Annotated in this window: 21 protein-coding genes and 2 pseudogenes; 12 read left to right on the top strand and 11 right to left on the bottom strand. The window is 42.7% G+C overall.

Going from position 1 to position 24,542, the window contains the following annotated elements:
- The first annotated feature begins 54 nt into the window (after window positions 1–54).
- From HYN49_RS00115 to HYN49_RS00100, 4 genes are read left to right on the top strand one after another with little or no spacing between them, the layout of a single operon-like run.
- Window positions 55–2,019, top strand: coding sequence for a peptidylprolyl isomerase (locus HYN49_RS00115; RefSeq protein WP_108902230.1), 1,965 nt, complete (start codon window positions 55–57; stop codon window positions 2,017–2,019).
- Window positions 2,020–2,865: a hypothetical protein gene (locus tag HYN49_RS00110; RefSeq protein ID WP_108902229.1), complete on the top strand. Its 846-nt coding sequence runs from the start codon at window positions 2,020–2,022 to the stop codon at window positions 2,863–2,865.
- A 10-nt stretch (window positions 2,866–2,875) separates the two neighbouring features.
- On the top strand, window positions 2,876–4,255 hold the full coding sequence (locus tag HYN49_RS00105; RefSeq protein WP_245892215.1) for a peptidylprolyl isomerase: 1,380 nt from the start codon (window positions 2,876–2,878) through the stop codon (window positions 4,253–4,255).
- A gap of 45 nt (window positions 4,256–4,300) precedes the next feature.
- The gene (locus tag HYN49_RS00100) at window positions 4,301–5,254 is read left to right on the top strand and encodes an AAA family ATPase (RefSeq protein ID WP_108902227.1); all 954 of its coding nucleotides are present in this window, start codon (window positions 4,301–4,303) and stop codon (window positions 5,252–5,254) included.
- On the opposite strand, the gene HYN49_RS00095 is transcribed toward HYN49_RS00100, so the two are convergent.
- Window positions 5,235–6,383 (bottom strand): hypothetical protein, encoded by a 1,149-nt coding sequence (locus tag HYN49_RS00095; RefSeq protein WP_108902226.1) that lies wholly within the window; start codon window positions 6,381–6,383, stop codon window positions 5,235–5,237. The two genes, HYN49_RS00100 and HYN49_RS00095, sit on opposite strands and share 20 nt — an antisense overlap.
- Before the next feature lie 286 nt (window positions 6,384–6,669).
- Here HYN49_RS00095 and HYN49_RS00090 point away from each other — a divergent pair, with 286 nt between their 5' ends.
- The gene (locus HYN49_RS00090) at window positions 6,670–8,937 is read left to right on the top strand and encodes an aconitate hydratase (RefSeq protein ID WP_108902225.1); all 2,268 of its coding nucleotides are present in this window, start codon (window positions 6,670–6,672) and stop codon (window positions 8,935–8,937) included.
- 79 nt (window positions 8,938–9,016) lie between these two features.
- On the opposite strand, the gene HYN49_RS00085 is transcribed toward HYN49_RS00090, so the two are convergent.
- The 7 genes and pseudogenes from HYN49_RS00085 to HYN49_RS00055 form a co-directional block, all read right to left on the bottom strand.
- Window positions 9,017–9,490: a hypothetical protein gene (locus HYN49_RS00085; RefSeq protein WP_108902224.1), complete on the bottom strand. Its 474-nt coding sequence runs from the start codon at window positions 9,488–9,490 to the stop codon at window positions 9,017–9,019.
- Window positions 9,491–9,556: 66 nt separating this feature from the next.
- Window positions 9,557–9,961, bottom strand: coding sequence for a hypothetical protein (locus HYN49_RS00080; protein ID WP_108902223.1), 405 nt, complete (start codon window positions 9,959–9,961; stop codon window positions 9,557–9,559).
- 73 nt (window positions 9,962–10,034) lie between these two features.
- Window positions 10,035–10,613 carry a DUF6705 family protein gene (locus HYN49_RS00075; protein ID WP_108902222.1) on the bottom strand — a complete coding sequence of 193 codons (579 nt, stop codon included), beginning with the start codon at window positions 10,611–10,613 and terminating at the stop codon, window positions 10,035–10,037.
- A 12-nt stretch (window positions 10,614–10,625) separates the two neighbouring features.
- On the bottom strand, window positions 10,626–12,116 hold the full coding sequence (locus tag HYN49_RS00070) for a hypothetical protein (protein WP_108902221.1): 1,491 nt from the start codon (window positions 12,114–12,116) through the stop codon (window positions 10,626–10,628).
- A gap of 309 nt (window positions 12,117–12,425) precedes the next feature.
- Entirely contained in the window at window positions 12,426–13,598 is a 1,173-nt protein-coding gene (locus HYN49_RS00065) for a transglutaminase domain-containing protein (RefSeq protein ID WP_108902220.1), read from the bottom strand.
- Window positions 13,599–13,795: 197 nt separating this feature from the next.
- The gene (locus HYN49_RS00060; RefSeq protein ID WP_108902219.1) at window positions 13,796–15,244 is read right to left on the bottom strand and encodes a glyceraldehyde-3-phosphate dehydrogenase; all 1,449 of its coding nucleotides are present in this window, start codon (window positions 15,242–15,244) and stop codon (window positions 13,796–13,798) included.
- 188 nt (window positions 15,245–15,432) lie between these two features.
- A pseudogene (locus tag HYN49_RS00055) lies at window positions 15,433–16,829 on the bottom strand (Do family serine endopeptidase).
- Between the two features lie 151 nt (window positions 16,830–16,980).
- Between HYN49_RS00055 and dapF the strand changes: the two are divergent.
- The 7 genes and pseudogenes from dapF (at window position 16,981) to HYN49_RS00020 (ending at window position 21,856) form a co-directional block, all read left to right on the top strand.
- A pseudogene (gene dapF / locus HYN49_RS00050) lies at window positions 16,981–17,762 on the top strand (diaminopimelate epimerase).
- A 4-nt stretch (window positions 17,763–17,766) separates the two neighbouring features.
- Entirely contained in the window at window positions 17,767–18,300 is a 534-nt protein-coding gene (locus tag HYN49_RS00045; protein ID WP_108902218.1) for a GNAT family N-acetyltransferase, read from the top strand.
- Between the two features lie 11 nt (window positions 18,301–18,311).
- On the top strand, window positions 18,312–19,352 hold the full coding sequence (gene mltG / locus HYN49_RS00040; protein WP_108902217.1) for an endolytic transglycosylase MltG: 1,041 nt from the start codon (window positions 18,312–18,314) through the stop codon (window positions 19,350–19,352).
- Entirely contained in the window at window positions 19,322–20,266 is a 945-nt protein-coding gene (locus tag HYN49_RS00035) for a DUF2279 domain-containing protein (RefSeq protein WP_108902216.1), read from the top strand. The genes mltG and HYN49_RS00035 overlap by 31 nt, the downstream gene beginning before the upstream one ends.
- Before the next feature lie 98 nt (window positions 20,267–20,364).
- Window positions 20,365–21,003 (top strand): peptidoglycan-binding protein LysM, encoded by a 639-nt coding sequence (locus HYN49_RS00030; protein ID WP_108904886.1) that lies wholly within the window; start codon window positions 20,365–20,367, stop codon window positions 21,001–21,003.
- Window positions 21,004–21,183: 180 nt separating this feature from the next.
- Window positions 21,184–21,660, top strand: a complete 477-nt coding sequence (locus tag HYN49_RS00025; RefSeq protein WP_146185021.1) for a hypothetical protein — start codon at window positions 21,184–21,186, stop codon at window positions 21,658–21,660.
- Window positions 21,650–21,856 (top strand): helix-turn-helix transcriptional regulator, encoded by a 207-nt coding sequence (locus tag HYN49_RS00020; protein WP_108902214.1) that lies wholly within the window; start codon window positions 21,650–21,652, stop codon window positions 21,854–21,856. Before HYN49_RS00025 ends, HYN49_RS00020 begins: the two co-directional genes overlap by 11 nt.
- Window positions 21,857–21,879: 23 nt before the next feature.
- Here HYN49_RS00020 and HYN49_RS00015 read toward each other — a convergent pair whose 3' ends face one another.
- From HYN49_RS00015 to dnaA, 3 genes are read right to left on the bottom strand one after another with little or no spacing between them, the layout of a single operon-like run.
- Window positions 21,880–22,626: an SAM-dependent methyltransferase gene (locus HYN49_RS00015; protein ID WP_108902213.1), complete on the bottom strand. Its 747-nt coding sequence runs from the start codon at window positions 22,624–22,626 to the stop codon at window positions 21,880–21,882.
- A 21-nt stretch (window positions 22,627–22,647) separates the two neighbouring features.
- Window positions 22,648–23,115 (bottom strand): low molecular weight protein-tyrosine-phosphatase, encoded by a 468-nt coding sequence (locus tag HYN49_RS00010; RefSeq protein WP_108902212.1) that lies wholly within the window; start codon window positions 23,113–23,115, stop codon window positions 22,648–22,650.
- On the bottom strand, window positions 23,115–24,542 hold the full coding sequence (gene dnaA / locus HYN49_RS00005) for a chromosomal replication initiator protein DnaA (RefSeq protein WP_108369182.1): 1,428 nt from the start codon (window positions 24,540–24,542) through the stop codon (window positions 23,115–23,117). The genes HYN49_RS00010 and dnaA overlap by 1 nt, the downstream gene beginning before the upstream one ends.

Below are 24,542 nucleotides of genomic sequence, written 5' to 3'. Positions count from 1 at the left end.
GAACCTTAAGCCAAAAACCAAAACAATCAAATTTAAATTGAAAATTCAGCAATAATGAAAATGAAAAAATTGCTTTTAGGGTTGTTCCTGACCCTGAATCTGGCCGCTGTAGCCCAAAACAGCAAAAAAGAAGTTCTGTTTTCTATTGATGACAAACCTTATTACACCGACGAATTCGCCAGGGTTTACAAGAAAAATATCGATTTGGTGAAAGACGAAAGCCAGAAAGACCTGAACCAATACCTTGATCTTTTCATAGGTTACAAACTCAAAATCAACAAAGCCAACAAACTCGGCCTTCAGAACAATCCCAAGTACCAGACTGAGCTTAAATCGTACAGGAGCCAGCTTGCTAAAAATTACTTAACCGATACAAAGGTTACGAAAGAACTCATCCAGGAAGCATACAATCGTTCGCTCAAGGAAATCAAAGCGTCTCATATATTGATTATGGTGGATGAAAACGCTTCGCCTGAAGATACGCTTAAGGCTTACAAGCAAATACTCGACATCCGTAAAAAAGCTATGGATGGGCAGGATTTCGATAAACTGGCAGTGCAGTTCTCTCAAGATCCGTCTGCCAAGGAAAACAAAGGAGAATTGGGTTATTTTTCCGTATTCAGGATGATTTATCCTTTTGAAACAGCGGCTTACAAAACCGAAAAAGGAAAGGTTTCCAACATCGTGCGTACGCGTTTCGGCTATCACTTGATCAAAGTCGAAGACATCAGGGATAACAGGGGTGAAGTAGGCGTAGCACACATCATGATCAGCAACCCTACAGATCCGGCACAGGCTGAAAAGGCAAAATCAACCATAACAGATATTTACAAAAAACTGCAGCAGGGCGAAAATTTTGAGAGCCTGGCACAGCAATTTTCAGACGACAAATCTTCTGCAGCCAAAGGCGGGAACCTGGGCAGGTTTGCGTCAGGGGAATTAAGCTCTGAAAAATTTGAGAATGTGGCTTTTTCACTTACGAAAGACAAGCCACTTTCTGAACCATTCCAATCTGAATTCGGATGGCATATCGTAAAGCTACTCGATAAATTTCCGGTAAAAACTTACGATCAGATGGAGTCGGAACTTGATAGCAAAATCAGGAAAGATGAGCGTTCAAGACTGATTACCAATTCAATGAATGAGAAACTGCGTAAAAAATTCCCCATTAAGCGTGACGATAAATTGTATGCGCAGGCAGCAAAAACCGTTACAGATGATTATTACGCCAGCACCTGGAACGCCCCGAAAGATGTAAAGGATTTTGAAAAACCGCTCTTCAAAATTCAGGACAAACCAGTAACAGCAAATGCTTTTCTTCAATTTGTAACTAAAAAACAAAAGGCACCACTTGAAATCAAGCCAGTAGGAAAGGCGGTTGACAAAATTTACGAAGATTTCGTGGATGAACAGTTAAATGACTATTACAACAACGATCTAGAAAAAGAATTCCCGGAGTTTGCTGATGTGATGGAGGAATACCGCGACGGACTTTTGCTTTTCGATTTGATGGAAAAGGAAATCTGGGAAAAATCTAAAAACGATACCATTGGTTTACAGGGTTTTTATAAAAACCATGACCAGAATTACAAATGGAAGAAAAGATATGATGTCCTGATTGCTTCCTCAACAAATCCTGAAATGGCCAAAAAGGCTCAGAAAATGCTTGAGCAGGGCAAATCAGCAGATTTTATCAAAGAGAAACTGAATACAAAGGAGTCTGTGAACATCATGATTAATGAAGGTGTTTTTGAAGAAGGAAATGATGTACTGCCTAAAAATATTACGCCACAGCCGGGAATTGTGCCGACTTTACAAAAAGGCGATTATTATTTTACGGCCAAAGTCAATAAAGTGATTCCCGAAGGAACCAAGAAACTTGAAGAGTGTAAAGGTAAAGTCATTAACGATTACCAGCAATACCTTGAAGAAAATTGGGTTTCTGATCTGAAAAAAGAGTTCAAAATTAAGGTCAATCAGGATGTTTTTGAACGTGTGAAAAAAGAGATTAAATCATAAATGTTCAAAAACCAGGGCATATTGGTTCTTTTCTTTGGTTTGCTTAGCTGCCAGAAACCGGAAGCAAAGCCTGAAGCCATCGCACGGGTAAATGAATCTTATCTGTACAAAAGCGATCTTAAAGACCTGGTCCCACCCGGTACTTCCAAGCAGGATAGTGTGGTGATTGTCCGGAGTTTCATCGACCGTTGGGCAAGCCAGAAATTGCTTATCAAAGCAGCCGAGGTCAATCTCGGAAAGGATAAAAAAGCAGCATTCGATGCTTTGATAAAGCAATACAAAAGTGACCTTTATACCAAAGCATACATTGAAGAAATCGTAAACCGCTCGATTGACACGGTGGTTTCAGAAACAGAATTAAAAAAGTATTACGACGCGAATAAGGATAATTTCCGGACCAGCGGCAGTTTGGTAAGGCTGCGTTTTATCAATGTGCCCAAGGACCACCCGAAGTTTTCGACGATCAGGAGCAAATTCCTGGATTTCAGGAAATCGGATAAGAAATTCTGGGATACGTACCAGGTGCAGTTTAAAAACTCGGCGTTGAACGATTCCATCTGGGTGGACATGGGACAGATTTACCGCCGCCTCCCGTTCATAACCCCTGACAACAGGGATAAGTATATTACAGCCGGGATCGCATTTGAGCATCCGGAAGGGAATAATACTTACATCGTTAAAGTGCGCGACGTAATCGATAAGAACCAGATCAGTCCTTACCAATACCTGAAACCAACGTTGGTGCAGGTCATATTAAACAGAAGAAAATTAGAACTCGTCAAACAGTTTGAAAAAGAAATAACCGATGATGCCATCAAAAATGAGAAGTATGAGATTTATAAGTAAAAAGGGTTTAATGTTATTCGCCGTGATACTGTTGACGGTTTTAAATGCGAGCGCACAGGAAATCATCAAAGATACCGTGCCTGCAAAAAAGAGCAGCAACAAAAGGCAGAAGATTGATGGTGTTGTGGCCACAGTCGGCGATTACCTCATACTTGATTCCGATATCGATAAAAATTTCATCGAATTGCAAAGTCAGGGGAATTCCATCAAGGACATCACGCGTTGCCAGATGTTAGGCATGCTGATGGAAGACAGGCTATATGCTCACCAGGCTGTCCAGGACAGTATCATCGTTACCGATTCGGAAATCAACAGCATCATGGACGAGAAGATTTCCGCCATGCTCGAGCAAACCGGAGGTACCATTGATAAGCTCGTGAAATTCTATAAAAAGAACAGTGAAGAGGAATTCCGTACTTATTTTTTCGACATCCTTAGAATGGGTAAGCTCACGAGCGAAATGCGTAAAAAGATTGTTGAAAAAGTAGAAGTGACACCTGAGGAAGTCCGCAATTTCTTTAAGAAAATCCCACAGGCAGAATTGCCAACTTTCGGCGAAGAAGTCGAAGTGTCACAGATTGTCATTAACCCGGTGGTTTCCCAGGAAGAAAAACAGAAAGTCATCGACAAACTGAATGAATTCAAGAAAGACATCCAGGAAGGCGGCTCAAGTTTCTTCAGTAAAGCAGTGCTTTATTCGCAGGATCCCGGCTCGAAATCCAATGGCGGTTATTACAAGATGAATCGGAAAACGCCTTTCATAAAAGAGTTTAAAGACGTTGCATTCGGTCTTGATGAAGGGCAGATTTCGGCTCCGTTTGAAACCCCGTATGGTTACCATATCATTTACATTGAAAAAATCCGTGGACAGGAAGTAGACCTTAGGCACATCCTGCTGCAGCCAAAAATTACTGAAGAATCGATGCGTGATGCCAAAGAGGAAATCACTAACATCAGGAAGAAAATCCTTGCCGGGGAAATTTCGTTCGCTGATGCCGCCCGAAGTTCTTCTGATGAGAAAGAAACCAAAACCAATGGTGGCGCGCTGATCAACCCACGTACGCTGGATACTAAGTTTGACCTGACTAAAATGGATCCGTCACTGTACGCACAGATTTCAGACCTTAAGGCTGGAGAAATCTCTGCGCCATTTGAGGACGAAGACCAAAGCGGAAAGAAAATGTATAAAATCGTTATGGTAACCAACAAAGTGCCTGAACATGTTGCTGACTATTCCAAGGACTACCTTAAGATCAAAGACCTTGCGCTGAAGGAAAAACAAATCAAGGAAATTGCAAAATGGACCGAAGAAAAAATCAAGGAGACTTATATCAAGATCAACGGTGAATACAGAAACTGTGTGTTTGCCAATAACTGGCTTAAAAAATAATTTATATTTGCCCAACGCATCATCAACCAAATCCATTATCAAACCATGTCTGACGTAGCCGCTGTAGAAAAATTAGTCCAAAAAAGAAACGAACTTAAAAACGAGATTTCAAAAGTTATTGTCGGACAGCAAGAGGTCGTAGATCAAATTCTACTGAGTATTTTCTCCGGCGGGCACGCACTTTTGGTTGGTGTTCCCGGCTTGGCAAAGACCTTAATGGTCAATACCATTGCACAGGCTTTGGGATTGGATTTCAAAAGAATCCAGTTTACCCCGGATTTGATGCCGTCGGACATTCTTGGAAGTGAAATCCTCGATGAAAGCCGCCAGTTCAAGTTTATAAAAGGACCGATTTTTTCCAATATCATCCTTGCCGACGAGATCAACCGTACGCCGCCGAAAACCCAGGCCGCCTTACTGGAGGCGATGCAGGAAAGGGCGGTAACCATTGCCGGGCATAATTACAAACTCGATTTGCCATATTTCGTATTGGCTACGCAAAACCCGATAGAGCAGGAGGGAACCTACCCGCTTCCTGAAGCACAACTCGACCGTTTTATGTTTTCGATAAAACTCGATTATCCGTCATTCGCAGAAGAAGTGCAGGTAGTGAAAAGCACTACTTCGGATGCGAAAGTAACGGTGAACCCATTGTTTTCCGCACAGGAAATCATCGACTTCCAGCATTTGATCCGCAGGATCCCGGTTGCCGATAACGTCATAGAATATGCCGTAACGCTGGTCAGCAAAACCCGTCCTGACAATGCGCTTTCCAATGATTATATTAAAAATTACATCGATTGGGGAGCAGGGCCGAGGGCATCGCAAAACCTGATTTTGGCTGCCAAAGCAAATGCCGCATTCAACGGAAAATTCTCTCCCGATATTGAAGATGTCAAAGCGGTAGCTACCGGAATCTTAAGGCACCGTGTGGTAAAGAACTACAAGGCAGATGCTGAAGGGATTTCAATCGAAAAGATCATAGCTTCTTTGTTTTAGACCTATGATGTAAAAGCGCATCGAGTTCGCTGTCATAAAAAAACAAGAACATCGTGCCCATCATATCCTGGTCGATATGGGTAGTATTGTCGACCGTCAATACCACTTCGTACTCGTGGGATTTGTAAAGCCAGATGCCTTCTTCTGATGAAAATGGTTCGATACTTTCAATACCGATCCTATCTTTAAAATTCACAATGTTGCTCGTAAAAACGGCAGCATTTTTTGTTTTATCAAATAACGTTATCGATGTTGCAAACGGATGCACATGAATGGCGGCCGCATGCAGGCGCAAACTGTCCTTAATCTGAAGCTGTGTATTCGCGCTGCTTCTATAAGTATTTTTCCCTTTTGGAATCACCCAATGCCCGGAAAGCCTTTTCCCTTCGCTGTTCTTATAATTGTGCGCGCCGGTTTCAATCGGGATGCAGTAATTTTTTGACGGATCCATCGGTTCCTTGTATGGGTCGTATTCATCGTATGGCAGCATGATAAACGCACTTCCGAACATCAACGGTTTGAGTTCCTGCTGCGAATATTCGATATCCACCTGGTGTTTAACCCATAGCACAGTATCTTTAATATTGTGGTTCAGCGATTCCGTAGTCACATTCAGTAAATCGTTGCCACGCATCGGGACGCCATAACCTTTGGGGAAATGAAACGACTCCATGCCGTGCGATAAGGAAGTGACGCGAGGGTATTTCGTGCCAATCCTGTTTTTAAGATGCAGCCCGTCATAATACTTCACTTCATTCAAATCGAAATTGGTGTGGCATACAAAGTCATTCGAAATTTTCTTTTTTGTTTTCGCATCCAGTGCCTGCACTTTGAAACCCGTAAGCCAAATCAAAGCCGTGTCCTGTGTCAGCTCCACGACATGCATTGACGTTGGGCCTTCCATCGATTTGTAGATGCCGTCAATCAGGAAGTCGGGCGAAGTCAAAGTATACTTTTTAGTGTTATTTCTCAGTTGCCAGTTCTTGTCTGCCAATCCGGTCTTGTAAAGAAAAATCCCTTTGGCAACGGCCTTATTCCTGCTCGTCAGCCTATGGTAAATCAAAGCAGTCGTGAGCAGCAATACGATACCTGCAATACAAAATGCGCTGAGGATTTTTTTGGCTTTCATAGTGACAAACTTAATGAATTTTGCCTTGCTGCGTGTAATTTAGAAAGGTTCTTCGGTTGGAAATGGCCATTTAAAATGTACAGGATTCCGAATTTGACAAAAAAAGCACTTTAAATTAACAATTAGGCAAAATTTTAATTCTAAAGCTAAATTTCGTCAATAATAATCACTAAAAATTCATTTTCAGGAATAATAATGCTTTGAAACATGGTTTTTATTAAAAATAGTTCAAATTTACTTTCAATTCCTTAAATTTGCCTCACGAAAACAAACAATACTTTTTCATATGGCATTTGATATTGAAATGATTAAAAAAGTGTACGCGAACATGACGACCCGTGTGGATAAAGCAAGGGAAATTGTCGGCCGCCCATTAACACTAACCGAAAAGATTTTATACAACCACCTTTGGGAAGGAAACCCTTCCAAGGCATTTACAAGAGGAAAAGATTACGTAGATTTTGCTCCCGACCGCGTTGCCTGCCAGGATGCGACCGCACAAATGGCATTGCTGCAGTTCATGCACGCCGGAAAAGCAAAAGTAGCTGTCCCGACCACGGTACACTGCGACCACCTAATCCAGGCCAAAGTAGATGCCGTAACCGATTTGGCCCGCGCCAAGACACAAAGCAATGAAGTATTCGATTTCCTGTCATCGGTATCTAATAAATACGGTATCGGGTTCTGGAAACCGGGTGCGGGAATCATCCACCAGGTAGTTCTGGAAAACTATGCATTTCCGGGCGGTATGATGATCGGGACCGATTCACACACCGTGAATGCAGGAGGTTTAGGAATGGTAGCCATCGGGGTGGGTGGCGCTGATGCCGTAGATGTAATGTCCGGCATGGCATGGGAATTGAAATTCCCTAAATTGATTGGGGTAAAGCTGACCGGTAAATTATCAGGTTGGACGGCGCCTAAAGACGTGATCCTGAAAGTAGCAGGAATCCTGACCGTAAAAGGCGGAACCGGAGCCATTGTGGAATATTTCGGCGAAGGTGCTGAAGCCATGTCGTGTACGGGAAAGGGAACCATCTGTAATATGGGTGCCGAAATCGGTGCCACGACTTCAACCTTCGGTTACGACGCGTCGATGGACCGTTACCTTCGTTCGACCGACCGTGCCGATATCGCTGATGAAGCGAACAAAATCGCGTCTTACCTAACAGGTGATGCTGAAGTATATGCCAACCCTGAGCAGTACTTTGATCAGGTGATTGAAATCAACCTTTCAGAGCTGGAGCCATACTTAAACGGCCCGTTCACGCCGGATTTGGCTACGCCGATTTCGAAAATGAAAGAAGAAGCCATTAAAAATGACTGGCCTTTGAAGATTGAATACGGATTGATCGGTTCCTGTACGAACTCTTCTTATGAAGATATCGCCCGTGCCGCTTCCTTAGCAAAACAGGTCTCCGCTAAAAAATTAAAGACAAAATCAAACTTTACCATCACGCCGGGTTCTGAGCTGGTGCGTTATACCATTGAGCGCGACGGTTTCATTGATACTTTCGACAAGATTGGAGCCACCGTTTTCGCAAATGCCTGCGGACCGTGTATCGGGATGTGGGACAGGGAAGGGGCCGAGAAAGAGGAAAGGAACACCATTGTTCACTCTTTCAACCGTAACTTCTCGAAGCGTGCCGATGGCAATCCGAATACTTTGGCTTTCGTAGGCTCTCCGGAGCTGGTAACCGCTTTAGCGATTGCCGGAGATCTTTCCTTCAACCCGTTGACAGATACGCTAATTAATGAAGATGGAGAAGAAGTAAAATTAGACGAACCAACGGGCGATGAATTACCGCCAAGAGGTTTCGCAGTGGAAGATGCCGGTTTCCAGGCACCTGCGCTTGACGGTTCCGGAGTATCGGTTGTAGTGAGCCCAACTTCAGAAAGGCTTCAGTTATTGGCGCCGTTCGATCCATGGGATGGAAAGAATATTACAAACGCAAAACTTTTGATCAAGGCTTTCGGGAAATGTACTACGGACCACATCTCTATGGCCGGGCCATGGCTGCGTTTCCGTGGACACCTTGACAACATCTCAAACAACATGCTGATTGGTGCCATCAACGCATACAATCAAAAAGCAAACTCTGTGAAGAACCAATTGACAGGCGTTTACGAAGCCGTACCAACAGTACAACGTGCATACAAAGCGGCAGGAATCCCTTCGATTGTGGTGGGTGACCATAACTATGGCGAAGGTTCTTCAAGGGAGCATGCCGCCATGGAGCCGAGGTTCTTAGGCGTGAAAGCGGTACTCGTGAAATCCTTTGCAAGGATCCACGAAACCAACCTGAAGAAACAGGGCATGCTTGCGCTGACGTTTGCCAACGAAACCGATTACGATAAGATCCAGGAAAATGATGCCATCAACTTTACGAACCTGACCGAGTTTGCACCGGGCGTACCTTTAACGCTCGAGTTCAAACACGAAGACGGGTCTGTCGATGTCATCCTGGCCAACCACACTTACAACGAAGGCCAGATCGGCTGGTTCGTTGCAGGATCGGCATTGAACCTGATTGCACAGGCAGGCAATGCATAATTAATGAAGTTTTTACAAATAGAAACGCCCTGTTGATGCAGGGCGTTTTTTTATAGGTTAAAATGCTTGACTATTTCCGTCACATTTTTTTGATGATATCCGGAATGTCAGATTGGCGGTATTCGCTCAGCCGTTTTAAGAATTTCCCATCCGGTTTTATGATGATATAGTTGCCACATTGCTTAGCATCTGTAAAAAGCAGATTCTTTATCACATTGTTGGTGTCTTCTTTAACGAATGGTTTTTCGTAATGGAAACTTTTTTCCGTGATGAAAAACTGTACTGCATTTGATTTCTTCTTTTTGAAGAACTTAATGTATTTTGCATCAGATGTATAAAAATCGATACAGTTTCCGCTTGGTTTTTTATCGGGACTGCGATAAAAATTGATGACAATGGTTTTTAAAGTATCTATTTCGGTATTGGTTAATTTAGAAAGATCAGAGATTACAGTGTTCCGTTCGCTATTGCTCAGCGTGCCTTTCATTTCATACTGCGCAGAGAGGTTTTTGTAACAAAGGAACATGATAAGTAATAGTATTTTCGAATTCATAGTTGAATTAATTTTAAAAGGTTTGGTAGTACGGGTGGCATGCTGAAGCCTTGTAAATGGCACTTACTATTGTTTCAGCATAATTCCATGATGCGGATCGTTTTTCCGCTGCAAAAAAAGCTGGGAAATTTTGTCCTGAAAGTGAACTTCAAAAATTCCCAATATCTCAGGATTGAAGTTTTGGGAACCATCAGATTTGATTTCCATAAGGTCTCCCTTAAATTCCCAAAAATACTTTTCTGTTTTTGATGCAGAATAAATGACTTCCAGTGTTTGGTCTTCTTTAAAATCAAATGTGACATTGTCAGCATATTTTACGAGTGTAACTGTTACGACAGCGCCCTTCTTTTCAGCATCTTCGAATTGCTTTAATTCCCATTTATGACTTAGTTTTTGCTGTGTTTCTTTCTCTTTTGCATTTTGTCCGAAACAAAAAGAGATTGTAAACAAGAGGATAATTAATGTTTTCATACGCATCTGGTTAGTTCACGGTAAACCTAAAACATTAAATCTACAAAGCCACCTTCTCAGATGGCTTTTACAATTACTGTTTGGTCAAAATAATTCCCTGTGGTATTGTAAATCCATAATTGTAAGGCGGCGGCGGATTGTTAGGATCGACTACAACGCCCATTATTTCGGGATTTTCAAATTTAACTGTCATTTGCGTTGTGCTTCCGGGTAAGAACTCAAAATAAGCCCAACAAGATTTTTTATTTAATGCTATATCCTGAAAGGTAAATTTTATTTTTGAATTATTTTCTGCTCCTATTGCCGACATTGGGTGTAATTCAGGATCAAGACTTAAAACCTGATTAATTGTATTTACAACAGTTGTGAAACCATTATCCTTTGTGTAAGAATAATTTCCAATCATAAAGTCCTGATAAGATCCGCAGGGGAAGAGGTAGTGAACGACTTTCTGCAATTTGAAAATCACTTTTTCATCACCATTGGTCCAAACCCATTTGCCCGCAAAAGGGTCAAGTTCATTGTTAGTGTCTTTTACATAGCTGCCAACAGGCATGTCTTCAAGCCAATAACCATCATGAAGCCCAGCGGTAATTTGTGCATTGCTGTAAATTCCTGCAATTAATAATAGTGCCAGATATATTTTTTTCATAATTTATATATTTTAAAGGCAGTCAGAAGGTATGACTGCATCAGTTTGTTCATTATAAGTCAATTTCGTCCAATTCGTAAAATCAGCGTTGCCGGAAAATACATCCAAACCTCCTGCTAATTTAGACAACATTTTCACAAATCCCTTTTCGTTTACCTGATTTGTGCCATTTTCATTTATAGCATATTGCTTTTGTGATAGTTCAATTAATTTATTCCTCTTATGTTCACTGGATAAATATCTATCCCCGAAAGCCAAAAATTTCACAGGGTCAGAAATAATCATCAGGTATTGTGTGCCGCTTTTAGTGACCAAAGCTGAAAACAAATTGTCTGAAATATCAGGATTTTTCATCTGTGTATATAGGTCTTCCAAATCCGTAACGGAAAATACAGACAGCAAACCGTCGTAATGACTATGCATCAATCCTTTGAATTTATCAGGATAAAATATTCTATAATTCATTTCCGGATGTTCATTCGTTCCACTGAAATCAATATAATTGTAGTTGTCATATAGATTGTCCGGGTTCGGGAAGTCATAAGCGGTATAGACCTTTTCAAACCATTGGTTTGTACTTAATTTCAGGTCAGCCATCTTGGCTTTAAAGTCAGGATCGTTTTTCAGTTTATTCGCCGTTTCGCAAGGGTCCGGATTGGCGCCCGGTGCCAGCGGCCCGGTTAAGACCGGCGGTGCATCGGGACCCTGCCCACCGCCGCCGTTGCTCCCGGTATTGCCCGGGCCGGTCCCATTCCCATTGTTTCCGCCGCCGTGTACAGGTATGCCATGCCAGACAGGAACTGCCGGGCCATTACCACCGCCTCCATCGCCATCTTCACCGAGACTAAGATTGGCAGGCTCTTCAGGCCCACACGTTACAAATTCAACATCGAAAAAAATACTGCCATCCTGATAGATATTAACGTGGTTAATACGGGCGCATCTCCCATCTTTAAGGTGAACTATGTCTCCTGCATGCCAGGTAGTGCCGTTAGAACCGCTTCGTGCCGTCTCATTAAAAGTGTAAAATTCCGTTTTTTGGTTTATGTCAAGTACGGGTAACCCTTCCTGTAAATCTGCCTTATCATCTTCAGATAAATCATATTTAATCAAATACACCGCATAACTGCCGTCAGCTTGTTTCGTAAGAGCAAGGTTTTCCGTTTTCTCATCAGGATTGTCCCTATACACCATAAGCGTGAACGTAATATCATCACCCTGTTGCTTCATCAGGATTTCATCGGTATCTACATAAAAGCCATATTTTTCGTTGTATACGAGGTTTTTAGCAAGAGCGTTTCCAGTCCCTCTCCTAAGGAAGGGGGCGACCGCTTTTTCAGTTCCGGTCTGTTTATACATTTCCTGAAGGCAGACTTTCCTGCTGGTGATTTCATCATTCCTCCTGGCTTCTACAATGAAGTCTTCGCTCTGGCATGCAGAAAGCGCCAGCATCACAGCCGTCATAAAGAATAGAAGTTTTTTTTGCCACTTTGTTTTTTTCATATTTTAAATGTTTCCCCTCCACATTTCGCGACAGCCGGGCAGCAAAGGATTGTTATTCCCGTAACAGGCACAGGGTCATGCCATCACGGTAAACCTAAAATATTAAATCTACAAATCATCAAGGGTTTTCCCTACATTTTCTATAAAATGATGTAGGGAAAACCCTTAATAAACTTAAATTATCTTTTTGGTTTTTAAGGGTTTCCCCTTAATCGTTTTGGTGATCACTGTAACGAATTTTTTCTGTACCTGCCGGCGTGCGTGATGCTCGCCAGCTGAAAAAAACTCAGCAACTCAGCAACTCAGTGCCTACTTCCCCGACCAGATGCTCCTTTTCTCATAAAACATCCCCTTGCGCTGTGATTTGCTTTTGCCGAAGTACACATCCAACCAGTCGCGGTATTCCATGACCTGTTTCAGCGCATCCTGTATCGATTTGAGCAATTGGGTTTTAGAGGCGCCCAGGTGCTCATCGTCCCTGGATACGCCTTCGAGTTTTTTCACGGCGCTGTTCAGTTTGCTTTCTGAGGTAAGGAGCATGCCCTCGATGTCGCCATCAGGCATGGCGGGCTTGAACTGCTTGTTCCTGTACTCGATAAAGGCGTTCATTTCGTTGATGCCGGTGTTGTAATCATTTACGGCTTCGTTGTAAAGCGTCGTCTTCTGCTTATTGCTGTCGTTGTCGATCTCCATTTTGATGTGCTGCAGCCTGTCGAAGATCATCGAATTCCGCAGTCCCATTTCCTCGATCCTTTTGGCCGATGCCTTCAGCTGGTCGATGCGGTCGAGCTTTTCGTATGCCGCAATCTGTGCAGGATAATCAAAAAATGGCTTGCTGCGGTCCAGTTCGGTTTTCCCCTGGTAGAACTCTGCCGTAGTGATCGGGTAGTTCATGAACTGCCACAGGTAATCAAACGGCATATGGGATTTTGCCAATACCTTCGGCATAGTTTCGTAATATGCATTGTTAATCCTTGGTACGAATTTCCCGCCGTTAACATACCCGGAGCCCCAGGTGGGGTCGTATAAGAACCAGCTGCCGTCTACAAAGGCCGCACACCAGGCATGCGGGATGTAATCGGTAAAGCCGTTTTGCCTGGTGTAACCTTCAACGACATAGGATTTGATCCCCATCTTGTTGCTGATGTCGGCAAACAGCTCGGCATAATTGGCACAGATGCCTTTGCGGGTCTTCAACGCCTTATCGATTTTCTCCTCACGCTTTTCGTAGAAATTCAGCGCAAACATATTGTCCAGGTCATAATGGATGGTTTTGGCAATCCAGATGAATGCCGCACGGGTACGGTCCTTCTCAGTCGCAAACGACGATTTGAACCAGGCGGCCATCTTGTCGGTGCTTCGGGTTAAGGAATCCGGGATTTGCAATGCTTTGGCATCGATGGCTGCGTAAGGGTTTACGGTTTTTTTCTGCGCTGATAGGGTGATGCAGACCAGCAGGAGTAGGGAAAGTATCTTTTTCATAGTCAATTTTCGAGAGGGCAAAAGTATTAAAAAAAGGTACAGGTTGCAAGGTGCAGGGCACAGGGTTCAGAGTTCTGAGAGAATGATTGAGGTAGAATCTTTGCTGCATCAGGATGGCGAAAGTAATAAAACAAAAAATCCGCCTCAACTGAAGCGGATTTATATTGATGATGTCAAGGCCCTGTACCCTGCACCTATTAGTAGTAAGTAAACCTCCTTACCTTAGCGATATACTTCGCCAAACGGATCACCTGATGGCTGTAACCGTATTCGTTATCATACCAGATGTACAGCACGATGTTCTTTCCATCGGCCGAAACAATCGTGGCATTGCTGTCATAAATCGAAGGCGCTGAGGTGCCCACGATGTCGGAAGATACCAGTTCGTTGCTTAACGAATATTTGATCTGCTCTACCAGTTCTCCTTCGAGAGCATATTTTTTCATGATGGCATTCACTTCCTCAATAGAGGTTTCCTTGTTCACTTCAAGGTTTAATACCACCAGGGAACCGTTTGGCACAGGAACACGGATCGCGTTCGAGGTCAGTTTTCCGGCAAGGCTTGACAATGCTTTTGCGACAGCACTTCCGGCACCGGTTTCGGTAATGACCATATTTAGGCCGGCGGCACGGCCACGACGGTATTTCTTGTGCATGTTATCGACAAGGTTCTGGTCATTGGTGTAGGCATGGATGGTTTCCAAATGGCCTTTTACAACGCCTAACGTATCTTCAACCGCTTTTAATATCGGGGTAATGGCATTGGTGGTGCATGACGCAGCAGAGAAAATATCCACCGTATCAGGATTGTGTTCATTTTGGTTTACACCATGCACGATGTTGGGCACGCCTTTGCCCGGAGCAGTAAGCAGCACCTTGGAAACCCCGTTGGATTTCAAATGCCTTGCCAAAGCCTCCTGCGTAGTAAAAGCACCAGTGTTGTCAATCAATAAGGCATCGGAAATGCCATATACGGTATAGTCGATATCCTCAGGGGCATTCGCCGTGATGACATGCACCGTGGTGCCGTTGATGATCAGCGCATTGTTTTCAGGATCGGCAATGACCGAGCCCTGGAAGTCACCGTGGATAGAGTCGTTCCTCAGCAAGGAAGCCCTTTTTTCCAAAGTCACGGCATCATTCTTGTCGCGGGTCACGATAGCACGAAGGCGCATCTGGTTCCCTTTGCCCATTTTCGACATCAATTCGCGCGCCAATAAACGTCCGATACGCCCGAAACCGTATAATACGACATCTTTTGGCTGGATATCCTTGATGTCTTTGGCATCTTTCAGTTTGTCGATGACGAAATGCTTCGCATTAGGGTATTTATCGTCTTCAAGGTGGAATTCGTAAGTCAGTTTACCGATGTCGAGTTTGGAAGGCGGTAAATCCAAAGACAAAATCGCTTTGGCAATCTCAACAGAATCAAAAATGGAAATCGGTTTGCCTACGAAGGCGCCTGCATATTCGTGTAAGTTGATGATATCGCTTACATTACGGTCAATCAGTTGGTTGCGGAACAATACCATCTCGATGGATTTGTCATACCATAAATCGCTGATTATCTTGATAAATTCAACTCCGGCACGTCTTCTGTCGGCCTGGAAGGAAAGCTCTCTTTCGTAGGAAGCGGTATTATTCATTTCGTTGTGATTTGATAAGGTTAGTGTTGTTTTTTTAAAATTTGATGCAAAAATATGTATTTCAAACGTTTTCGTAAAATATTTTTTGAACTTTTATTATGAATTTTTCAAAAGCGGAAATATTGCATTTCAGGAGATTGCATAAAAAAAGCCGGTATGAACCGGCTTAATTTGAACTGTTGTAATTTTTAAAGGATAAACCTGACTACCTGTCCGTTGCGTGTCAGCATTTCTATCTGCACGCTTTCATTATCGTTGACGTTTTCAAGCATTTCGTTTACGGATTTGATATCCTTGACCTTCGCATTGTTGATGCTCAGGATGATGCCCCTTTTAAATCATTGGCGTATGCCGCGAAACGCTCGTTAGAGATGTCCTTGATCTTTACGCCGTAGTTCAGGTTGAATCTTTTGCTGTCAGCAGGTGAAATGTCTTCGAGTTCGAGTCCTTTAAACTCTGCGTTGACAAATTCATACTTTGTCAAAACCACAGGAACGGTTTTGGTATCCCCATCGCGGACTAAGGTTACCTCGATCTTGTCGTTCGGGCGTTTGGTATTTATAAACCCGGACAAATCCGCATAGGAACTGATGTTGCTGTTGTCCAGCTTTATGATCACATCGCCTTTTTTGATGCCTGCTTTCTCGGCACCTGAATTCTTGTCGACACCGCCTACATAAAAGCCTTCGGTACGGTTCAGGCCGAGTTCTTTGGATACGGGGCCATTCAATTCGGCACCGCGAACGCCCAATATACCGCGTTGTACATTGCCATATTCCATGATGTCTTCGATAATCTTACGGGCAATATTGGAAGGGATTGCGAAAGAATACCCTACATAAGATCCGGTTTGTGAGGAAATCATCGTGTTGATCCCGATCAGTTCGCCGTGGGTGTTTACCAGTGCGCCACCGCTGTTTCCAGGGTTTACGGCAGCATCCGTCTGGATGAAGGACTGGATGCCGTTGGTGTCGAGGTTCCTGGCTTTCGCAGAAATAATCCCCGCAGTCACGGTGGAAGTTAAGTTGTAAGGATTTCCGACGGCCAGTACCCATTCGCCGACTTTTGTATTGTCACTGTCAGCGAAAGTAGCATAAGGGAGTTTCTCGTCGGCATCGATTTTCAGTAAGGCAATATCCATTTTAGAATCGGTACCGATCAGTTTCGCTTTATATACTTTCTTATTGTTTAAGGTGATCTCCAGATCGGATGCGTCCTGGACGACGTGGTTGTTGGTGACGATGTAGCCATCTTCTGAGATGATTACCCCGGAACCGGTACCTACCTGCTCCTGCTGTTGCCCGCCGCGATAGCCATAAAAGTACTCCATGATCGGGTTGGAAACGGTGCGGTAGGAAACGTTCTTGACGTGGACGACGGTATGCACCGCCTTGTCGGCAGCTTCGGCAAAGTCGACCCCTTCCGCAGAAAAACCGACTGTTTTATTGTAATTCGGGTTCGCAAGTGTTACAACAGATTTCTTCGGGGAAAGCAATCCATCACCTTCAAATAATAACTTGTAAGCTCCTAATGTTGTGGCACCGCTTAACAAGCAAACCAAGAATAAATTAGAAAATCTTTTCATTTGTAGTATATATTTAAGTTATTTAACGGCAAAATTATAGGATTTACTTTTTCGAAAAAACGGTTTAACACCTGATTAACACGGTTTAACTTTCTGTTATAATATTCGTACCTTTGAAAGGCGTTTTTAACCTGTAAAACGATGCTTTCCAATGAAGATTGAGTTCAGTAAATATGAGGGCACGGGCAACGATTTTGTCATGATTGACAACCGTTCCGGCGAATTTCCGAAAGCGGATATCAAACTGGTGGAACGATTGTGCGACCGCCGTTTCGGAATTGGTGCCGATGGGTTGATTTTGCTTGAAAACGATCCCGATTATGATTTCAGGATGGTGTATTTCAATTCCGACGGCAATGAAAGTTCGATGTGCGGTAATGGCGGAAGGTGCCTGGTCGCATTTGCTAAAAAACTCGATATCATTGACGTTGAAACGACTTTCATCGCTACCGATGGCGCGCATTATGCTACCATTTATGAAAAAGGCATCGTCTCATTGCAGATGAAAGACGTGGATTCCTTGACAATCACTCCGGAATATGTATACCTGGATACGGGTTCGCCACACCATGTGGAACTCGTCGAAAACGTACTTTCAACTGATGTGAAAAACAATGGCGCCAAAGTGCGTTATTCTGATTTATATGGGCAGAAAGGCAGCAACGTCAATTTTGTAGAACAGGAAAATGACACCGCTTTCAAGGTACGCACTTATGAAAGGGGCGTAGAAGATGAGACACTATCCTGTGGTACCGGCGTGACTGCGGTTGCGATTGCGATGCATGCTTTAGGCAAAACCCATGCTGACAAGGTAACACTGAACGTTCCCGGGGGAAGTTGGAAGTGTCCTTCTTTGTAAACGAAGGCGTGTATTCGAATGTATTCTTAAAAGGGCCTGCCACATTTGTGTTTAAAGGAGAATTCCAGATCTGATACCATGATCACATTAAAAGGAGACAACATCCGCCTGCGTGCACTCGAACCCGAAGACCTGGATTTCATTTATGATGTCGAGAATGACGAAAGCATCTGGCATGTCAGCAATACCCACACTCCTTATAGTTATTACCTGATCCGTCAATACCTTGAAAATGCACAGCAGGATATTTTCGAGGCGAAACAATTGCGCCTGGCCATCTGTTACCATGACAATCCTGTCCCGATAGGGCTTATCGATTTGTTTGAATACGATCCGAAGAACCATCGCGCGGGCATCGGAATACTGATACAGGCAAGCAAAGACAGGAATAAAGGTGCCGGTACTGAAGCTTTAGGCCTTTTGATACAATATGCTTTTTCGAAATTGAACCTGCACCAGGTGTATGCGAATATTGATACCGAAAATGAGCCAAGTATTAAGCTTTTTACTAATTTTGGCTTCCGCAGGATCGGAGTGAAAGAGCAATGGAACCTGATCGGCGGAAGGTACAGGGATGAAGCCCTTTACCAATTAATAAATCATCAATTTTAATACCATACCAATTGAAACCTAAGAAATTACTCATCATCTTATCACTTGTTATTGTTACAGCCGCTTCAGTTTACGGCTATATGTTGTACAGGAAAATCTTCGCACCGAATACCGCTTTTGACCAAAAGGAAATGTACGTGTATATTCCAACGAATGCCGATTTTAATCAGGTAACGACGATCATGGCACCTTTGGTAAAGGATATGGACCGTTTTAAGATGGTTGCCGAAAAGAAGTCATACGATAAAAATGTAAAGTCAGGAAAGTTCCTGATTAAGAAGGATATGAGCAGTAACGATATCATCAATTCGCTGCGCCAGAATGTACATTTCGACCTGACATTCAATAACCAGGAGCGTCTTGAAGATCTCGCCGGGAGGGTTTCAAAACAGATCGAAGCCGATAGTTTGTCCTTGCTGAATGCCTTCCGCAACAAGAAATTTTTAGCAGATAATGGCTTTACGGAAGATAATGTGTTGTCGATGTTTATCCCGAATTCATACGAATTTTTCTGGAATGTGAACGCGGAGAAATTCCGTGACCGTATGGCAAAGGAATACAGGAAGTTCTGGACACCCGAGCGCATCGCATTGGCAGAAAAGCAAAACCTGACACCATTGCAGGTGTCCGCGTTGGCTTCCATCGTGCATAAGGAAACGGTGAAGAAAGACGAGAGGCCAAGGGTTGCCGGAGTCTATTTAAACCGCCTGAAAAGCGGCATGAAACTCGAAGCCGACCCGACGGTGATTTATGCCGTGAAGAAAAACGCCAACGATTTCAGCCTTGTTATTAAAAGGGTGCTTAATAAAGATTTACAGACCGTTTCGCCATACAATACTTATATGTATGAAGGTTTGCCGCCGGGTCCTATTGCGATGCCGGACATCACAGCGCTTGAAGCGGTATTAAATCCGGAACAGCACAACTATATTTATTTCTGTGCAAGTGTAACCAAATTCGGTTACCATGAATTTGCTGTCACTCCAGCGCAACATGAGGCGAACCGCCAGAAATATGTGGCATGGATCAACAGCCAGGGCATAAAAAGATAGTCTTGGCTTCAAGATACCACATCATCTTACTGTTTGTCTTTGTAAACACCATTGTCTTTGCTCAAAGCGGATTTGATACATTCCTTACACCTTCGGACACCCTGGATGCCGGGCGGCGAAATTTCGTAATTGGAACGGAAACGGTTTTGGCTACTGGGACATTGGTGGGCTTAAGCCAGGTTTGGTATAAGGATTACCCTCAAAGTTCGTTTCATTTCATCAACGACAACAACGATTGGCTTCAGATGGATAAGGTTGGACATGTATATTCATCTTACCATATTGGAAAAGCAGGCTTTGAGGCTTTACGATGGAGTGGTGTAAGTCGGCAGAACAGCCTTGTTTACGGCAGTACACTCGGTTTGGCATTCCTGACCGTCGTTGAGGTTTTTGATGGCTATTCGGCGGAATGGGGCGCGTCTTCGGGTGATATGGTTGCGAATGTATCAGGAACAGCGTTATTTATTGGGCAGGAATTACTCTGGAAAGAACAACGCATTATTCCTAAGTTTTCATTCCATCAGACACATTATGCAAAATTAAGGCCTGATGTATTGGGTACTTCGTTTCAGGAGCAGCTTTTAAAAGATTATAATGGGCAGACGTATTGGCTTTCCGCCAATTTATACGCTTTTACCAAATGCAATGCGGTTCCGAAGTGGTTTAATGTAGCTGTTGGCTATGGTGCGGACGGTTTGGTTTCCGGAAATGGGGAAGCTGTACCGGATTTGAGCGGATATCCGACGAGAACACGTCAATTTTACCTTAGTTTCGACGTGAATCTGGAAAAAATCAGGACAAAATCCCACTTTTTAAAGACTGTTTTTTCTCTTTTTAACACGATTAAGATTCCTGCTCCCGCCTTTGAGGTCAACGGTTTAGGAAAGGTCAAAGTACATGCATTTTACTTTTAGGGAAATATTAACTTGCTGATATTCAGTTTTGTATTATTTGTCGTATATTTGTCCCTTAGTAATTTCCCGGGGTGACAGACTTGGAAGAAAACCAATTTATGTTAAAAAAATGGATATATTACACTAGCATTACCCTTATCGTAGCTTTCATCTCCTCAGGTTTTAAAGCTGCCAAAAATCAGAATCCATCGTGGTTCTCCACTGCCGAAAATGAACCTTCTTCCGTGCAGTTTCCTTCAAAGGATTTATCAGATTATCCTTTTTCAAACCTGATTTATACCGGAAAATCCTTTACCGGTTTTAAAGAAGCCATTGCTTTCAAAGAGTCTCAGGGTCAGTACAAATTAATTAATTCGTTCGGTTATATGGGCAAGTACCAGTTTGGTGCGAGTGCTTTGCGTTCCGTTGGGATTAAGGACAATGCCGCTTTTTTGAGAAATCCACAGTTGCAGGAAAAGGCATTCAGTGCTTTGATTGCTAAAAACAAATGGGAACTCAAGGACGAAATTGCTGCGTATGAAGGAAAAATTGTTGCCGGGATCAGGATGACCGAATCAGGAATGCTTGCAGCGGCACATTTGCTTGGTGCGGGCTCTGTAAAAAAATTCCTTAAATATGATGGAAAGAGGAAAATCGTAGATGGTTACGGCACTTCATTGAAGAGTTATCTCAGGAAATACGCTGATTATGATACCTCGCATATTATTGCTGAAGACAATCCTGTAGTTTTCAGATAGTATATTCTTGCAATTACGTTCGTTGTTGCAAATATAACCCTTATCGATCATTCTAAAAAGCGATGATTGTTAAGGGTAATTTTATTTAGTAAAGAAAACTTTTCTTTTTGTAAAATATATTTGTCTATATGTAAAGTTTATTTTACATTTGAATAAACTTTAAAACTTTAGACAATGAAAATGCCATTTTTATTACCAAACCCTTTTAAAAAGATTGGCTGGATTTTATTTATTCCGGCATTTCTGGTCAGCCTGTACATATCGATTTTCAATATCAACACGGACAATTATCTGGTATGCCGTGTATTTACTCTGGTGAATGACGATAATATATTCTCTAAATCCCAGGCTTTTGCTTTTATAAACAATAGTATCGTTGATGAGTTGCTTTTATTTTGCCTCATCATTGGTGGGATTTTTATCTGCTTTTCAAGATTGAAGAATGAAGATGAACTGATTTCCAAAATAAGGCATGAGAGCCTCGTTTGGGCAGTATATGTGAATTACGGTATCATCCTGTTCCTGGCCATGTTCATTTATGGTTTCCCATTCCTGAATGTGTTGTTTTACAATACTTTTACGATGATTTTCTTTTTTATCATCAGGTTCCATTATAAATTATACCAACTTAAAAAAGACACGAGTGATGAAGAATAATCTTAAGGTTTTAAGGGCGATGGCTTCCATTTCGCAAGGAGATCTGGCAGATAAGATACAGGTAAGCCGGCAGACCATCAATGCAATGGAAACCGGAAAGTATGTGCCTTCAACGGTCCTGGCACTCAAGCTGGCGCGGTTTTTTGAGAAGCCCGTAGAAGAAATATTCCAATTGGAAGATGACGATGTGAAATAAAAAAAGCCTCCGGACGGGGGCTTTTACATTTTATGAATAATGAAAATCGCAGGGCGGTTTTGTAAATCAACCTTGACTTTTTTCCAGTCTTTGATTTGATGTGTTTTGATAAATTCTGTGGGCAGTGTAATGTCTGCAGCGATACACAAATGTGTTTCAGAATGCAGTGTTTGCAATAGATCCTCAAGCATTTTATTATTGCGGTAAGGCGTTTCTATAAACAATTGCGATTGGTTTTTATCGGCCGACAATTTCTCAAGCTGCTTTACCGCTGATTTCTTTTCGGATTTATCTATGGGTAAATATCCATTGAAAGTAAAACTCTGCCCATTCATCCCGGAAGCCATCATAGCCAGCAATATTGATGATGGTCCCACCATCGGTATCACCTGAATGCCTTTTTCGTGAGCCAGTTTCACAATCGCAGCGCCGGGATCGGCAACGCCAGGACAACCGGCATCACTCATCAGGCCGATGTCCTTGCCTTCGAGGCACGGCTTAATCATTTCAGTATGTTCTGAAGTTTGGGTGTGCTTATTTAAGGCGCTTAATTGAAGCTTCGCTTGTATCTTATCGGGAACAATGCTTTTGATGAATTTACGTGCTGTCTTTTCATTTTCCACGATATAAATATCCAGCAATTCCACAATCCGCTTTACGGAATGCGGCAAAACGTCCATCGGTTCGGATTGTCTGGCAGTATCATTATCGCCTGCTACGCCCAAAGTAGTCGGAATTAAATATAGTTTTCCGGTCGAATGATTTGCCATTAAAAAAGATGTTATAAGAAGTTATTCGACTTCTTTGAGTAGTTTTTCAGCTATGAGCGTACAGCTTTCATCAATCATTTCATAGACTGTTTCGAAGCCATTTTCCAATCCGAAATACGGATCCGGGACATCTACATTTTCGCCGGGGAATAATGCGTCAAGCAAATAAGAAACTTTCTTTCCGGCCTCTTTATTTGGCGCCAAAAGCATCACATCCCGAAAGTTGCTATGATCCATCACGTAAATATGGTCATAAATTGCAAAATCCTCGGCTTTAAACTGGCGTGCCCTTTGCGTCGAAATATCGAGTCCTTTTCTGTTTGCTATATTGATGGAGCGTTGGTCAGGTTGTTTACCGCTATGGTAATTTCCTGTCCCTGCAGAGTCAACCCTGAATTTGTCCCTTGGTAATTTAGAAGCCAGAACGCCTTCTGCCAGTGGTGACCGGCAAATATTTCCCAGGCATACCATTAAAATCCTTACGGGCATTACAACGATAGTTTTTTGTGGATATCGTCCACGAATTTTTTAAATTGTTTATCTGTTGAAACCAGGTTATCAACAGTTTTACACGCATGAAGCACTGTGGCGTGGTCACGATCCCCGATTTGGGAACCAATATTGGCCAAAGATGCTTTCGTAAATTTCTTCGCAAAGAACATGGCCAATTGACGGGCCTGAACAACATGACGTTTTCTTGTCTTTGATTGCAGCATATCGATGTCCAGCTGGAAATAATCAGAAACTACTTTTTGGATGTAGTCAATTGAAATTTCACGTTTGACATTCTTAACGAATTTTTCCACCACGGCTTTCGCCAGATCGAGTGTAACTTCTTTCTTATTGAATGAAGATTGTGCAATTAAAGAAATGATGGCACCTTCGAGTTCACGAACATTCGATTTGATGTTACGTGCTACGTATTCAATGATTTCTTCCGGCATTTCCACACCATCACGATACAGGATGTTCTTTAAGATTGAAATCCTTGTTTCATAATCAGGTTGGTGTAATTCTGCAGAAAGACCCCACTTGAAACGGGATAATAAGCGTTGCTCAATATCCTGCATATCCACAGGTGCTTTGTCTGAAGTCAGGATAACCTGTTTTCCATTCTGGTGCAGGTAATTGAAGATGTGGAAAAATACATCCTGCGTACCTGTTTTTCCGGAAAGGAACTGCACATCGTCAATGATCAGCACATCAATCAGCTGATAGAAATGGATAAAGTCGTTGCGGTTATTCTTTTTAACAGAATCAATATATTGTTGGGTGAAAATCTCGGCTGAAATGTACAGCACCGTTTTTTCAGGGTATTTGTCTTTAATCTCCACACCGATGGCATGGGCCAGGTGGGTTTTCCCCAATCCAACACCACCAAAAATCAATAATGGATTGAATGAGGTTCCGCCAGGTTTGTTAGCCACGGCCATACCTGCAGAACGTGCCAGCCTGTTTGAGTCTCCTTCAAGGAAATTGTCAAAACTATAATTGGCATTAAGCTGTGATTCGATTTTGAGGTTCCTGATCCCCGGAATTACAAATGGATTTTTGAGTTCTGGGTTCAGGTTTTTGAATGGAGCATCGACTTCCTGGGCTTTCATCGGGGAGCGGTGCGCACTGGGCAATTGTTCCGTAAACGGTTGTTTATTGCCATAAGTGTTTTCCATCTTGATTTTATAAAGTAACTTCGCGTTTTTTCCGAGTTCTTTAGTGAGGGCCACTTTCAGTAATTTGACATAGTGCTCTTCAAGCCATTCGTAAAAGAATTTACTGGGTACCTGGATGTATAATGCATTGTCGGTTAACTCTACTGACTTAATCGGCTCGAACCAGGTTTTATAGGCCTGATCCTGGATATTATCTTTTATGAAAAGAAGACAGTTCTCCCATACTGATTGCGCAGTTTTGTTCAT

It is taken from the genome of Flavobacterium pallidum, assembly GCF_003097535.1.
Taxonomy (GTDB): Bacteria; Bacteroidota; Bacteroidia; order Flavobacteriales; family Flavobacteriaceae; genus Flavobacterium; species Flavobacterium pallidum.
This window is presented reverse-complemented; position numbering and strand designations above follow the sequence as displayed.